Origin of the sequence: Absicoccus porci, from assembly GCF_003725415.1 — a bacterium.
GTDB classification, from domain to species: domain Bacteria; phylum Bacillota_I; class Bacilli_A; order Erysipelotrichales; family Erysipelotrichaceae; genus Absicoccus; species Absicoccus porci.
In genome coordinates this window covers 340,276-355,834 of record NZ_RJQC01000001.1, presented here as the reverse complement: position 1 = coordinate 355,834, position 15,559 = coordinate 340,276, and the positions used below count along the sequence as shown (strand labels likewise).

Below are 15,559 nucleotides of genomic sequence, written 5' to 3'. Positions count from 1 at the left end.
TTACTTGATCATACCCTAGTTGACTTGTCATATAACCAAAAAAAAGAGCATGTTGCCATGCCCTACTCTACACCAATAATAAATGGATATACCGGTTGTTTTCCTTCATGAATTTCAACTTCGGCATCACTGTTTTCTTCAATGTAGTTTGCTAATTCGTTCGCTTGTTCTTCCGTTGTATCCTTACCATAGATCAACGTAACCAGTTCACTATCATCATCTAGCATTGTATCCAACAATTTCTTGCTAGCTTCCATGCAATCTGGAACACTGGCAGCAATGGTTTTACCATAGATACCCATGTATTCCCCTTTCTTGATGGCCCGACCTTCATACGTCGTATCTTTAATGGCATAGGTAACTTCACCAGATTTCACATGGTCAATAGCTTCTTGCATTTCACTTAAGTTCGTATCCAAATCGGCATCAGGATTGAACATGATACAAGCAGATAATCCTTGTGGAATCGTCTTTGCTGGCAAGACATGAATGTCTTGTCCTTCACAAACATCTTTGGCTTGTTGGGCTGCCAAAACAATATTGGAATTGTTTGGCAAAATAAAGATGTGATCCGCATTCAATTGATTGACAGCTGATACAAAATCTTCTGTACTTGGATTCATTGTTTGACCGCCACCAATCACAACATCGGCACGATATTCTTTAAACATTTCATCAATACCTGCACCAGGTGCTACAGTAATGATCGCATATGTCTTATGTTCTGCTTTCTTTTGTGGTGTTTCGATTTCTTTTTCTAATTCTTTGGCTTCTTCCAATTCCACGATATGATCGTGTTGTTGCTGCATATTCTCTACTTTGATCTTGACAAATTTACCTTGTCGACGACCCATTTTCAAAGCTGTATATGGTTCAAGCGTATGCACATGCACTTTAACCAAATCATCATCTTGAACACATACCAATGAATTACCAATGGAAGCCAATTCATCACGGATACCTTCTTCGGAGAAATTCTTCTTACCCGTCTCACTTAAATGCAAGATAAATTCGGTACAGAAACCGTATTCGCCTTCGCCATCATTATCGACTTTGGTTTGGGCAGCTTGTTCATTGGCCTGAATTTCCTGAGCAACAACTGGCTTGCCTTCCATCGCTAATAGGAAACCTTCTAAAATAGTACATAGACCTTTTCCACCACTATCAACAACACCAACTTCTGCCAATACTGGCAATAATTCCGGTGTACGCTCTAACGATGCATTGGCCTCTTCCATCATCTTTGCCATAACAGCGGTACAATCTTTGACTTCTTCTGTTACCGTATAAGCATATGTATAATCCGCTGCTTCACGAACAACGGTCAAAATCGTTCCTTCGACTGGACGCATGACAGCACGATAAGCCACGCGTGATCCATTGACCAACGCATGTGCCAACTGCATCGCATCCATTGTTTCATTTTCTTCTAAAGCTTGATAAATCCCACGGAAAATCTGTGAAGTGATAACGCCTGAGTTACCACGGGCACCCATTAATAAACCACGCGATAAAGCTTTTAAAATGTGACCAACATGATCTTCGTTGACATCCAATGCGGCTTTTACTCCATTGGTAAATGTCAATGTCATATTTGTTCCTGTATCACCATCCGGTACGGGGAAAACATTCAACGCATCAATTTGTGCGGAATGATTTTTCAAATTGTTCATACCGGAACGTAACATTTCTTTTAAACTCTGTCCGTTAATTTGTTCCATCATTCTAACTCCCTACTTGGCTACTCGTACACCTTGCACCGTGATATTGACCGCTTCCACTTTGATTTCCAAGGTCTTTTCAATCACATACTTCACTCGTTTTTGCGCTTCTTGTACGATTTCACCCAACTTGATTCCTTGTAGGGCGATAATATATAGATCCAATACCAATCCATTCTCTTGTTGGCGCACGATGACACCACGAGAATAGTTTTCCTTTTTCAATAATTCAGCCCAACCATCACGAACGACTTTTTGGCTTGCCATACCGACAACGCCATAACACTCCGTAATTGTACCTCCTGCTAAAGAGGCAATCGCATCTAATGAAATGGAAATATTTCCATATTCGGTTGATTTATTAATTGGCATAGAGTTACCCTCCTCTTATATCAATCCTTATTATACCTATTTCTGTAAACTAAGACAAATTATTCCGAAAGTGGCTGTAAAGATTGTGTTGTATCATCCCATACATAATAGGTACCACTATACGGATCCATGTAGTAGCCACTTGTTGAATCGTAGTAAAGACCAGTTGATTCATCCAATACAAGACCAGAATCATCTGTTGTGGTTGTCGTATCTTGACTGGTTGTATCTTGGGTCGTATCTTGTGTAGTTGTCTGATCACTGCTTTGTGTATCCGTTGAACTCTCTTGTTTCGTATCTGTTTTCTTCAACGATTTAGATGATGAGCTCGAAGTTTTCTTGCCATTCAATTCATCACAATCAATCTTTTCAATCGCATCATTGGTTCCATCCAATAATAGACATACATTCTTACCTTCCAGACGAGTTAACATCGCTTGATACTTTGCCATCATGACCAAAGAACTGATGGATGTATAAACCACATTTCCATCTTGCATCGTCATTTTGATCATATTTTTATCAAAAGAAGTTTTATAAGGAACCATTTCCGCAATCTTTTCAATAACCGCTCGTGTCAGCGTTTTCTCGTTCTTTTTGAAAACAGCACAAATCTTTTTTCGTTGTGCAGCACTAAACCCATTCAATAGAGGAAAATGCACAATTGTCTTCATATATGCCTTTTCGATTGGAATGGATTCATTATCAATGGTCAACATATAGTATTGATTATTTTTCGTATAATAACCAATCACAACTTTCTCTTGCACACGCATCAATAATCGTCCATTTCGCTCTTTTTGCACAGAAGCATCTTCAACTAACGGCATTTTTTCAATCCGTTTTTCATAGACCATAGAAGGCACAAGCCACATACGAGATTGATAACTAATCCCTGCTAAACTATAGATCTGATAATCAGTCAAATAATAATTTCCCGTACAACTTAAAACATGTGCCAACGCATCAAAGGAAAAATAATATACACCAAAAGAAGTTAAAGCCATCACTAAGACAGTTAAAAGAATGCATGTTTTGAGCGACATGTCTCTTAGCCATCGGCGCCAACGAGTTACCAATTTAATTGCTCCACTTCTGTAATTAAGGAAATATCATATTTCTCTTTTGCTTCTTGACGAATCATCTGAATCAAATCACGAATATCGCTTGCTGTTGCGGTATTGTTTTCATTCACAATAAAATTGCTATGTTTATCCGATACACGCGCACCACCAATTTGATAGCCTCGATACCCCATTTGATCAATCAACTTCCATGCCGGAATCGATTCTGGATTTCGAAAAACACTGCCAGCACAAGGTTTATCCAAAGGCTGTGTATTCATACGACGTTGACGACGTGAATTCATCAAGTCACGAATCTCTTCCGAATCACCGGGATGCAACTGTAAACGAGCACCTAAAATGACCCAATCCTTATGTTTTTGAAAGACCGAATGGCGATAGCCAAAATCCAATTCATCTTGATCAATCCATTCAATTCGACCATCTCGCAAGGTGAGTACATCCTGTACCACATGGCTCATATCACTTCGATAGGCACCGGCATTCATATATAATGCACCGCCTACGGAACCAGGAATTCCACTGGACCATTCTAAGCCAGTCAGTTTTTTCTTCATAGCTTCCACAGAAATATTGATAATGGAACATCCGGCTTGACAAACCAACGTTCCGTCGGGTTCAAAATAGAAGTCATTCAATGAGCGATCTAAATTAATAATGGCACCATGAAATGGTTTATCACTAAATAAGATATTGGATCCACGACCAATTGTATAAAATGGAATATTGGCTTCTTCCAATATATTGATTACACGCATCAACGATAAAAAATTGTCAGGATATATATAATAATCAACATTACCACCTACATGATAAGTTGTATGTTTACTCATAGGTTCATTTGTTTTAATATTCGCATAGGTTTCTAAACGTTCGATCATTGACATTCGGGGGCCTCTTTTCTATTTTATCAAAGACTCACACAAAGAAATCATATCGTATGCGGCTTGTGGTTTACCCAATTTCCGCGCATTTTTAGACACTTCAGCCATTTCCGCCGGATCTAAAAATAAAGTTTGGATTGTTTGAGATAAGGTATCCGCATTCAGATCCTTCTCTTCTATCATATAAGCAGCATGTCGATCTACAAGCTGTCGTGCATTGTAGTATTGATGATTGGCTGCCACATATGGCGATGGAATCAAAATAGCTGGTATACCTAATGCAGTTAATTCGGCAATGGTTGTTGCTCCAGCACGACAAATCAATCCATCCATCTTTTTATATATTTTTAATGTATCTACATAATCTACAACGTGAATATCTTTCACGTCATCAAACATATGAATATCTTTACTGTTATCTTTTCCACACACATATAAAAACTGCAAAGAAGTTGTATCCACACTTCCCAATGCGTCTTTCATCAGCGCATTGACACTGCTCGATCCCAATGACCCCATCATCACTAAAATCGTCTTTTTCTTAGGATCCAGGCCTAAAGAATCATAGTATGCCTGATCTAACGGTGCCTTTTGGGCAATCGTTGCTCGTGGGTTTCCCAACAAATGAATTTTGTTTTTAGGGAATACTTCTTCACACTTTTCATAACACGTTACAATCGCATCGACACGATTCATCACCAATTGATTGGAACGACCCACAATGGAGTTTTGTTCATGAATCATTGTTGGAATATGTAAACTGCAAGCTGCCATCATAACAGGTGCACTCACATAACCACCAAATCCAATCACGATATCTGGACCAAATTCGCGCAAATATCCCTTGGCTTTTTGACGTGCCACTACCAATTGGCCCACAGCTCTCCCTTTTTGAAAAGCATTGCCAACCAATCCGGATGTATGTAACGACAAAAACTGATAACCTAAGGACGGAATCACTTGGGCTTCCATCCGGTCATCATTTCCTATAAATAATATTTCACATTGAGGATACAAATGACGGAACGTATCTGCCAATGCCACAGCTGGATAAATATGTCCGCCTGTACCTCCAGTCACAATACAAATTTTCATAACGTAAACCTACATTACTATACCACAAATCAATCACTTACGGTAATTGGATCTGTCCAAGCTTCCATAGCTCCTGTCAGCACATATCGCTGATTGGAATGGAAACCATAATCCAAGTTACAAGTCGATAAAGATACAAAATGAGTCGATGTTGTATCAACCGCACGACTATACATGGCATCACTTACCCATTTGGCTAATGTTTCATCTCGATATGAACCAAATGCCGTTGTATAGAAACTCGACGAATCGGTTGTTTTAGCAAATGTATAAATCGTACATTTATAATTGCCATTTGGCGTCAACAAATAGAAGCAATCATGCTTATTAAAGAAACTTTCATCCGTGAAATTCTTTAAATTGGTAAACATACCGCCACCTTCGACCGAATGACCATAAATAATGGAGTTATCATCCATAAACTGATTATTCGCCTTGTAATCCAAGAAAATCGAGCCATACGGACTGGATTGTTTACCCGTCGTGTGATCCAAATAATACGAGTTATCACTTCCTTGGACAACTGGGAAATTAATATCACAACCCGGTACATATAACCAAGCTACGATATCGGGAGCCGATTGTTGGAGAGCATCCCAATCTGGATTCAACACTTGACTATCCTTACTACTTGTCGCCATTTTTTGATAGGTTTGAGTTTCTTGTTCAACTTGATGCTTGTCACTATAAATTTGGTAGAGATGGAAAGCACTGTATCCAAATACACAAATACAAACAAGCATGATAATTCGATAGATCCATTTTTTCATATTTCAATTGTACAACACTTTCTAGTTACACTTCAATCGTATAGCTAGGACAGAATGCCTCATTTGGTTTTAAGATCTTGGTTCCTTCGCGATGGTAGAAATCCTTGGTATTGGGATCATAATCCGCATGAGACCACCATGGTTCAATACAAATGAAATCCGATGGTGTCGGACTGGACCAAATAGCTAAAAAAGGATAATCACTTACATGCAAACGTAATACCTTTTCATCCTTATGCATCAACGTTAATGTTTGGCTTTGTAGACCACGATAAATCATAGTTTTGTATTTTTCTAAATCTTGTCGATTCAGTTGCCATCCTTTTGTTTCTACTTTTTCCCAATGAGACGGCGTTTCATACATATGTAGTTGTTCCAAGTTGGTATTTCCATCAAAAGATAAGAAATACGAAGAAAAGGTATCGTGTAATTGGAAACCAGGATGTAAACCAAAACCAAATGGCATATCCTTCGATCCGGTGTTTTCAATTCGATACTGAATCTTTACTTGGTTTTTGATCAATTGATATTGAATTTCATAATGAAAAGAAAATGGATATTGTTTCAACGTAGAATCATTCGCATCTAAAGAAAAAATCAATCGATCTTTTTCTTGTTTACCTTGCAAAGTCGCATAACGAATCAATCCATGATTTTTCATTGAATAAGTCTTGCCATCAATCACATAAGATCCTGTATAAGTATTTCCAACCATAGGAAACAACGTTGGATTTTTACCACCCCAACCTTGATCACCTTGATACATGATTTCTTCTTGGGTTTGTTTATTGATCAAATGTTGGATTTCACCACCAGCTTCGATACATTCCAAATATAAATATTCATTTTCTAAAACATAACTCATTTTAAATACTCCTTCACAAATGTGGCAATGCCGGATTCATGAACTGATCCACAAATCACATCTGCAACTTGCTTACAAGCTAGGCTGGCATTGGCCATCGCAATGCCAATATCGGCTTTTTCCAGCATACAAACATCATTATCACCATCTCCAAAGCATAGAATGGGCGATAAAGAAGAAAGTTGTTGGATACCTGTCCATTTATCCGTTTGTTTTGCTCGGATTTCCATACAGCCAGGAAATAAAGTAATTGTACAATCCGAAGCTAAAGAACGATCATTGGATTCCATCATAATATTGAAGACGGTTTCGCCATTCCATGGTTTAACATCCATGCGCAGAAAATATAATTGCCAATACGCCTCTTTCATATACGATGTGATATAGGAATTACCCCAATACGAACCAGAAACACTGCTGTATCGCCAACAGATTTGTTGCTTTTCACAATATGTCGCAATCGATGAAACAATTTGGTCATCAATCGGTGTAGCTGATCGTAGATGCATGGATCGATCATAAATGGATGCGCCACCATCCAAGATATACGCATCAAAGCCAATATTCATTAACGAACTAGGCACATGAGCTAATTCCTCTTTTGATCGACTGGTATTCAAAGCCAGAAAATATTCATGATCTTTTAATGCATGCAAAGCACCAATCGTTTCTTGTGAAACTTCATGAAAGGGATGGGCATACAATGTGCCATCTACATCAAAGAAACAAGCTGGTTTCATTCGACTTCACAGAACGCTTTGATCTTGTCCATGCGTTCCATCGTTTCATCAAATCCCAATTGGAACCAAGGACGTAATTTTTTTTCAGATGTGGTATACCGTGTCACACCGAGATCTTTATGCGGACGCAAGACCATGGCTTTTCCTTCTCTTTCCAATTGATCGACTTTATCCCATTGTTCCTTATAACGAAGATGACGATTTTTTAGATCTTCCACGATCACATCGTCATGATAGACATGTTTAGCCAGTCGTAATTGCCATTTTGGTGCTGGTTTACGAACATACCCAATTTCTTTGGTGGAAATCACGATATGCCGATCGTTGCCTTGGCGCAGACTTTGTTCGATACTGATCATGTCACGAAGACCCGCATCCATATAACGTTGGCCTTCAAATTCATAAGGATGTGCCAAAAGCAATAAAGCACAACTAGCAATCATCAAAGTTTGTGACTCATCCAAATGGCTTTTATCAAAGTATTCGACTTGATGAGTATCTAAATTATATAGACCAAAATCCATCTTGGAAGAAGAAGACCAAAATTTTTCAAGATCTAATTTTTCTTTGGACTCAATGAAGGCATTGGTGGTTTCCAAACCATATAATGAGCCTTCTTTTCGATAGGCTTTTAAACCAAAGACCATGGGCTGACTGGTTGCTTCCACACCGGAAACTTCTAAACGATAGGGTTGTCTAGATACATAGTTTGCGAGCATCTCACAACCGGCAGAAATTCCAACTGTATATGGTATATATATTTTTTCTTGTAAAAATGCTTTTAAAACACCTGCTGTATAGGCTGCTTTGGTGCCACCACCTTCTACAACAAGTCCCATTTTTTGATACATACTCTCACCTCATTGTTTATCATTCTAACATAAATAAGTAAAAAGCGATGAAGATTCATCGCTTTTGTGTGTGTAACATTTCATTCACATGTTGAATTTGTTTTTGACTCGGTGGCTCTATGCCTTCCAAAGGATAATCCATACCTAGTTGTTTCCATTTATAGGCACCCAATGTATGGTAGGGCAATACTTCTATGCGTTCTATATTGTGTAAGGAGGACAAGAACGCATCCAATCGTTTCAATTCATCATCGCTATCATTGATACCAGGAACCGTAACATGGCGGATCCAAACGGGTTTATGGATGGCATCTAAATATCGTGCAAATTCCAAGATGTTGGTGTTGGTCCATCCGGTCAGCGTTTTGTGTTTTGATTCATCGATTTGTTTGATGTCCAATAAAACCAAATCGGTCACTTTCATCAATTGTTCAAGCTTTGAAAAGAATGGTGCTTCTTTTGTGAATGGTTGTCCACAAGTATCCAGTGCTGTGTGAACACCTGCTTGTTTAGCAAGAGTGAAAAGTTCAATCAGAAAATCAATTTGGAGGAGGGGTTCACCACCACTTACGGTAATACCGCCCCCTTCTTTCCAATAAGGACGATATCGTAATGCTTTTTTTAAGACATCCGAAGCCAATTGAGTTGGTGGCATTTCTTTCCATGTATCCGCATTGTGACAAAACTGACAACGCATATGGCAACCTTGCATAAAGATCACATAGCGAACACCTGGTCCATCGACCGAACCAAAAGTTTCAATCGAATGAATGCTTCCCTTATAGTGATTCATGACACGTCCTAGAAATGACATCCAATTGTTGTTCGCGTGTCAAATCAATAAACTTGACGGCATAACCCGAAACGCGAATCGTGAAGTTTTGATATTCTTCTTTTTCTGGATGTTCCATCGCATCTTTTAATTTTTCAACACCAAATACATTCACATTCAAATGATGTGCTCCTTGATCAAAATAACCATCTAACACATGGACTAAATTATCAGCACGCTCTTCATCGCTATGACCCAGTGCACCTGGATTGATGGTTTGCGTATTGGAAATACCATCCAATGCATATTCATATGGCACTTTTGCCACCGAGTTCAATGAAGCCAACAAGCCATTCTTTTCAGCTCCATAGGAAGGATTGGCACCTGGTGATAATGGTTGGCCAGCTTTACGTCCATCTGGTAAAGTACCCGTTGCTTTTCCATAAACGACATTGGAAGTGATCGTCAAGATCGATGTAGTTGGTTCACTATCTCGATACGTATGGTATTGACGAATTTTATTCATGAATGTCTTCAACAACCATACCGCAATATCATCGGCACGATCATCATCGTTACCATAACGTGGGAAATCCCCTTCGATCACAAAGTCTTTCGCAATTCCCTTGTCATCACGAATGGCTTTGACTTTGGCATATTTGATAGCACTTAAACTATCAACGACATGACTAAAGCCAGCAATACCGGTCGCAAACGTGCGTCGTACATCGGTATCGATCAAAGCCATTTGTGCGGCTTCATAATAATATTTATCATGCATATAATGAATCAAATTCAAGGTATTGACATAGACTTTAGCTAGCCAATCCATCATTAGATCGTATTTATGCATCACTTCATCGTAATCTAAATATTCACTAGTGATTGGTTGATATTCCGGTCCTACTTGCATGCCGGTCTTTTCATCCACACCACCATTGATCGCATACAATAAACATTTTGCTAAATTGGCACGCGCTCCGAATAACTGCATTTCTTTTCCAGTTTGAGTAGCGGATACGCAGCAGCATACACTGTAGTCATCACCCCAGATAGGTCGCATGACATCATCGTTCTCATATTGAATAGAGCTTGTTAAAACGGAGATCTTTGCTGCATATTTCTTGAAAGGTTCTGGCAAGCGTGAAGAATATAAAACAGTCAAGTTTGGTTCTGGACTTGGTCCCATATTTTCTAAGGTATGCAAGAATCGGAAACAAGTTTTGGTAACTTGGCTTCTGCCATCTTGGCCAAGACCTGCCACATCCAATGTTGCCCAAACTGGATCCCCAGAGAATAATTGATTATAACTAGGAATTCTCGCAAATTTTACCATACGGAATTTCATGGTCATATGATCGACAATTTCTTGAATTTCAGATTCGGTGAATGTACCATTTTCAAGATCTCTTTCGAAATAAATATCTAAGAAAGTAGAGATACGACCCACACTCATAGCTGCACCATTCTGTGTCTTAATGGCAGCTAGATACGCAAAATATAACCATTGAGCTGCTTCCAAGCCATTTTTTGCTGGTACGGAAATATCAAATCCATAATCGGCAGCCATTGTCTTCATATCTTTTAGAGATTGAATTTGATCCGCTAATTCTTCTCGTTGACGAATGACGGTATCGATCATATTACCTGCGCCACAACGAGCAAGATCTTTCTTCTTCTCTTCAATCAAGAAATCAATACCATACAAGGCAACACGTCGATAGTCACCCACAATACGACCACGACCATACGTATCAGGAAGACCGGTAAGAATCTTATTATGTCGACATAATTTCATTTCCGGTGTATACGCTTGGAAAACCGCATCATTATGTGTTTTATGATATTTGGTGAAGATTTCATGTAACTTATCACTTGGCTTATATCCATAAGTCGTACAAGCTTCTTCACTCATACGAATACCGCCATATGGCATAAAGGCACGTTTTAGTGGTTTATCCGTTTGTAGACCAACGATCTTTTCTAAAGATTTATCCATATACGCAGCTGGATACGCGGTGATGGAAGAAACAACATCTGTTTCCATGTCTAAAACACCTTTATTGGCTCGTTCTTCTTTTTGTAGAGCTTGTAGTTCAGACCATAATTGTGAAGTTGCTGAAGTAGGGCCTTCTAAAAAAGATTCATCCCCATTATAGGGTGTGTAGTTATTTTGAATAAAATCACGAACATTGACTTCTGATTGCCATTTTGTTCCGGTAAATCCATTCCATTCTGTTCTCATATTGTACCTCCTTGAATAGAACATTATTGATAAGTTAAGACTAACTTATAACAATTCCACTGTCAACTCATATACTCCTTTCTTCCCAGAGATACAAAAAAAGCCGTACCTCCAGACAAAATTGCCCAGACGGTCGGCTATAATCTCTTATACTTCACGTGGTAAGCTCCACAATTCCGTCAGTCGTATAAGTACAATGACACTTTAACAAGAAGAATGATGAATTGTCAACTAAAAAAGTATCATTTTTAAAAACATCTGTATAAGATAAATAAACATTAAATGATATAAAATTAATTTATGCTGATAATTCACCTGCTCAAGTCATAATCTAATAATACCAATAAATGGGATGCTCAAGAACAAATACCATCTATGATCTTTTGTCTTTTTAGATCAAATAATACCAATAAATGGGATGCTCAAGAACTAATAAGGTTATACCTCTTAGCCATGTTTGATCAAATAATACCAATAAATGGGATGCTCAAGAACTGATAATCTGATTGCCATCAATAGCAATGGGATCAAATAATACCAATAAATGGGATGCTCAAGAACAACTCATGCCATAATGAAGTGCATCCTGAGGATCAAATAATACCAATAAATGGGATGCTCAAGAACAGGACGCAGCGTTCCATTGGCCAGGTCTGTGATCAAATAATACCAATAAATGGGATGCTCAAGAACCGTGTACGTAGCACTCATAGACATGTCATTGATCAAATAATACCAATAAATGGGATGCTCAAGAACCCTACAATTTCAGAAATACGTGCCGTTGCGGATCAAATAATACCAATAAATGGGATGCTCAAGAACTGGCTAGGAAGCACAAAAAAAGGGCAAGAAGATCAAATAATACCAATAAATGGGATGCTCAAGAACCGAGTCTCAGCTCATCAATGAGGTTGGTGTGATCAAATAATACCAATAAATGGGATGCTCAAGAACAGCGTGCTTTCATTGTATCCATATATTGCCGATCAAATAATACCAATAAATGGGATGCTCAAGAACAAAATCTTTATCCGAATTTATAGAATTTTCGATCAAATAATACCAATAAATGGGATGCTCAAGAACATTCCGAGGGGGTCAATTACAACGATGTTGGATCAAATAATACCAATAAATGGGATGCTCAAGAACCAGCATGCCATCATCAACATGAGCACCAAGGGATCAAATAATACCAATAAATGGGATGCTCAAGAACTTAACAGAAAAAGGAATCTCCATGTGAAGAGATCAAATAATACCAATAAATGGGATGCTCAAGAACGGATTCCACTGGATATACTTATCCGGTCGGGATCAAATAATACCAATAAATGGGATGCTCAAGAACCGCTCGGTCTCTTTATCCTCGATGATCGAAGATCAAATAATACCAATAAATGGGATGCTCAAGAACATCTGAGCTTATTCTATCACATAATGTGCCTTATTTATAGGACTTCAGCGTATTTTATGTCATTGAATTTTAGCAAAAAAGTTGTATTTTTATCTCTAAATTGGTTTAAGAATCGAATATTTTTTTCTGTTTGTTGGTTAATATTATTGAGAATATAGTCATGAAATAAGTAGGACACGGATTGAATATCATGACTCTCAATTTCATAGTCTTCTTTAAAATCGACAGAAGATAGTTTAATAAAATTACATGGTAGGAGGTTTATTAGATTATCTGCATTAATACTTTCATTATCAATCAAAAAAATAGTATCATCATTTCTTTGACAACCAATCCAATAAATTGTTTCATCATCAACTGGAAAATCAATATAAACGATTTTTAATTCATTTCTATGAACAAATAATTCTAAGTTATACAACATCACATATTTCTCACTCAATGTTAGTTGATCATCCTCAATTTGCATCATTCCAAGAATAGATTCAATCTTAAAATCATTTAGCTCTAAAAAAACATGATGATTTAATCCTGTTGTTAAAATTCTTTCAAAAGAATAAATACCAGAATCTGTTTTTAAATCATGTATACCATTACGTATGGTTTCAATTGAAAGAAATTTTTCTGGATTTTGAGAAATAAAATCAGACAGCTCTATAGAAAATTGTGACTTTGCTTTAAAGTTCAAATTTGCTTCTATATTTGTGGAACTATATGGAAAATAGATTAGAGATAATTTTAATTCAAGGGGTTCTCCATCATTTGTTTCTAATTTCAAATCTTTCAATTTTCTTTTTGCATTAGTTGCTTGAATTAAACAAGAAAGCATCTCATCTTTATTATTTTGAGTTGCTATAATGTTTACATCTGACTCCAACGGCAGTACAAACACATGTCCTGTCAAACCATTAAGAATCTTCATTATTTAATCCTCCTATTATGAGTGTCCTATCAGCAGTAGTGATGTTTTCATCAAGATTATGCGTATTATTTATATTTGTTATGTGTTGATATTGCAATTCGGATATGATCATATATCGAATATCACCTTCCGCTGGTGCGTTCAGTCGAATTCTTTTGGAAATAGTTTGTGCACAATCTTTGTTAATACATAATTTCGCATATACTGAATATTGAACGCGGATAAATCCATCATTCTTAAGATATTTAATAAATTCACGATATTGTTTTATTTGTGGTTTCGTCTTGACTGGTAAGTCAAAAAATATTAATAATCTCATAAATCGAAAATTATTCATCATCAAAAAGAATACCTTTACTCAGATCAAAGAATAGCAATTGATCCGAAGTATAATTTAAAAAACCAATGTATGCATCAACCATGTCTTCGATGGCATCATTTAATCGAAACCACTTGTTATTGATAAATATCTTACATTGCAATATTTCTATAATTTCTTGTTTTTGCACAATCGTGAAATCATTTGTAATATTTACAGCAACCCATGCATCTATGATTGCTCGAAATGGTTCTATAAAATCATAAACTAGATTAAATGCATTGGATTCACCTTTATGATGAATACCTAATTGTGTAATCAATCCTCTTGATACAATACATTTAGAAATATAACTGGCGACGATTTTATATCCATAGTTCATAGCAAAATTTATTGCATCTGGATCTCCTCTAATGAAATCTTTTCCAAATAATGCAGAAAAATAAATTCTTGCACTTGCTCCCTCTCGATTGGTTTGATCATCATTATAGATTGTATTTCTATATTGTTTAAGGGTATCAATAGGAGCCTCTTTCACCTTCAACAATTGAAGCACCTGTATCTCGGAATTTATCTTTTGTTCCACAATTTTTTTCCACAATTTTTTCTTTCGTGTAATTTTCCAATTTATCTGTTTATCTAACTGTTTGAATACCAATGAATGCATATTGAACGGTTGAAATACGCCTACAGGATCATTTTTCTGGTCACATATAACAATATTTACATTATTTTCCATAAGTTTTGTAATCAAAGGAATTGTGATAACCGTTTTATTATGTGAAAAGATTACCGTGTCTAGATCCGTCAATGGTATATTATGATATTCATCTCCCATCGTAATTTTCATTCGATTCATATTCAATGACACTTTACACTCAGCACCAATTACTATCGTTTTCCAACTCATAGTAATAACCTATAAATAAAAAAATGGAGTAGCCACTATTAGCTACTCCTGATAGTTTTCGAATTAATCTTATTCTTCCACATTCCATTAATTCGTATTATTTGATCGATTTTATTTTATCACTTCCCGGCAAATTTGCCAAGAAAATTTTTCTTTTCTAGCTATAGTCAAAAAATCGGGTGATAGATTTTTTTCAAGTTGTTGATACGCTTTAACCATCGCATTTTGAACAATTCACCGGTTTTTAGACTTTTTTGATGCGAAAAAATAAAAATATTTTATCTTTTTGTATATACATGTCTGTACATGTCAATCATTTGATGATATAATAAAAGTAGAAAGAAAGGAATGTACTATGGAAAAAAGAAAAGATTGGAAGATGATCTCAATTAGAATGGATGTGCATGTACTGAATAGACTTGACGCTTATTGCGAAAAGACAGGACTCGCTCGCACAAAAGCAATGGAACGCATCATTGCTTCATATCTTGACCAGCATGACAAGATCATCAATGATGCTAAAAACCAATAAAATCTAAACTATGATGACATATAATTTTGATACTATACTATAGAACAGAATAGAGA

General features: G+C 36.9%; 15 protein-coding genes, 1 CRISPR repeat array and 1 riboswitch. Of the genes, 1 reads left to right on the top strand and 14 read right to left on the bottom strand.

Annotated elements, in window-relative coordinates; genetic code table 11:
- Window positions 1-62: 62 nt before the first annotated feature.
- From EDX97_RS01860 to cas1, 14 genes are all read right to left on the bottom strand, one after another.
- Window positions 63-1,721 (bottom strand): DAK2 domain-containing protein, encoded by a 1,659-nt coding sequence (locus EDX97_RS01860; protein ID WP_128519490.1) that lies wholly within the window; start codon window positions 1,719-1,721, stop codon window positions 63-65.
- A 12-nt stretch (window positions 1,722-1,733) separates the two neighbouring features.
- Window positions 1,734-2,093: an Asp23/Gls24 family envelope stress response protein gene (locus EDX97_RS01855; protein WP_128519489.1), complete on the bottom strand. Its 360-nt coding sequence runs from the start codon at window positions 2,091-2,093 to the stop codon at window positions 1,734-1,736.
- A gap of 59 nt (window positions 2,094-2,152) precedes the next feature.
- The gene (locus tag EDX97_RS01850) at window positions 2,153-3,139 is read right to left on the bottom strand and encodes an OCRE domain-containing protein (RefSeq protein WP_128519488.1); all 987 of its coding nucleotides are present in this window, start codon (window positions 3,137-3,139) and stop codon (window positions 2,153-2,155) included.
- 26 nt (window positions 3,140-3,165) lie between these two features.
- Window positions 3,166-4,065, bottom strand: a complete 900-nt coding sequence (gene murB / locus EDX97_RS01845) for a UDP-N-acetylmuramate dehydrogenase (protein WP_128519487.1) — start codon at window positions 4,063-4,065, stop codon at window positions 3,166-3,168.
- Window positions 4,066-4,080: 15 nt separating this feature from the next.
- Window positions 4,081-5,157, bottom strand: a complete 1,077-nt coding sequence (gene murG / locus EDX97_RS01840) for an undecaprenyldiphospho-muramoylpentapeptide beta-N-acetylglucosaminyltransferase (RefSeq protein WP_128519486.1) — start codon at window positions 5,155-5,157, stop codon at window positions 4,081-4,083.
- Between the two features lie 29 nt (window positions 5,158-5,186).
- Window positions 5,187-5,927, bottom strand: a complete 741-nt coding sequence (gene srtB, locus EDX97_RS01835) for a class B sortase (RefSeq protein ID WP_128519485.1) — start codon at window positions 5,925-5,927, stop codon at window positions 5,187-5,189.
- A gap of 25 nt (window positions 5,928-5,952) precedes the next feature.
- On the bottom strand, window positions 5,953-6,792 hold the full coding sequence (locus EDX97_RS01830) for an aldose epimerase family protein (protein WP_128519484.1): 840 nt from the start codon (window positions 6,790-6,792) through the stop codon (window positions 5,953-5,955).
- Window positions 6,789-7,532: an HAD family hydrolase gene (locus EDX97_RS01825; RefSeq protein WP_128519483.1), complete on the bottom strand. Its 744-nt coding sequence runs from the start codon at window positions 7,530-7,532 to the stop codon at window positions 6,789-6,791. The genes EDX97_RS01830 and EDX97_RS01825 overlap by 4 nt, the downstream gene beginning before the upstream one ends.
- Complete coding sequence (locus EDX97_RS01820) at window positions 7,529-8,383, bottom strand: patatin-like phospholipase family protein (RefSeq protein ID WP_128519482.1); 855 nt, start codon at window positions 8,381-8,383, stop codon at window positions 7,529-7,531. The genes EDX97_RS01825 and EDX97_RS01820 overlap by 4 nt, the downstream gene beginning before the upstream one ends.
- 55 nt (window positions 8,384-8,438) lie before the next feature.
- The gene (pflA, locus tag EDX97_RS01815; protein ID WP_128520011.1) at window positions 8,439-9,176 is read right to left on the bottom strand and encodes a pyruvate formate-lyase-activating protein; all 738 of its coding nucleotides are present in this window, start codon (window positions 9,174-9,176) and stop codon (window positions 8,439-8,441) included.
- Window positions 9,163-11,400, bottom strand: a complete 2,238-nt coding sequence (gene pflB, locus EDX97_RS01810; protein ID WP_128519481.1) for a formate C-acetyltransferase — start codon at window positions 11,398-11,400, stop codon at window positions 9,163-9,165. Before pflB ends, pflA begins: the two co-directional genes overlap by 14 nt.
- A gap of 116 nt (window positions 11,401-11,516) precedes the next feature.
- Window positions 11,517-11,597: riboswitch (ZMP/ZTP riboswitch) on the bottom strand.
- A 131-nt stretch (window positions 11,598-11,728) separates the two neighbouring features.
- Window positions 11,729-12,820: direct repeats of the CRISPR family, unit length 36 nt; unit sequence GATCAAATAATACCAATAAATGGGATGCTCAAGAAC.
- A 34-nt stretch (window positions 12,821-12,854) separates the two neighbouring features.
- Window positions 12,855-13,742 carry a hypothetical protein gene (locus EDX97_RS01805; protein ID WP_128519480.1) on the bottom strand — a complete coding sequence of 296 codons (888 nt, stop codon included), beginning with the start codon at window positions 13,740-13,742 and terminating at the stop codon, window positions 12,855-12,857.
- Window positions 13,729-14,061 carry a CRISPR-associated endonuclease Cas2 gene (gene cas2, locus EDX97_RS01800; RefSeq protein WP_183164227.1) on the bottom strand — a complete coding sequence of 111 codons (333 nt, stop codon included), beginning with the start codon at window positions 14,059-14,061 and terminating at the stop codon, window positions 13,729-13,731. The genes EDX97_RS01805 and cas2 overlap by 14 nt, the downstream gene beginning before the upstream one ends.
- Before the next feature lie 10 nt (window positions 14,062-14,071).
- Complete coding sequence (gene cas1 / locus EDX97_RS01795) at window positions 14,072-14,971, bottom strand: type II CRISPR-associated endonuclease Cas1 (RefSeq protein WP_128519478.1); 900 nt, start codon at window positions 14,969-14,971, stop codon at window positions 14,072-14,074.
- A 355-nt stretch (window positions 14,972-15,326) separates the two neighbouring features.
- On the opposite strand from cas1, the gene EDX97_RS11645 reads away from it, so the two are divergent.
- A complete protein-coding gene (locus tag EDX97_RS11645; RefSeq protein WP_183164226.1) occupies window positions 15,327-15,503 on the top strand; it encodes a ribbon-helix-helix protein, CopG family in 177 nt (58 codons plus the stop codon).
- Window positions 15,504-15,559: the final 56 nt, after the last annotated feature.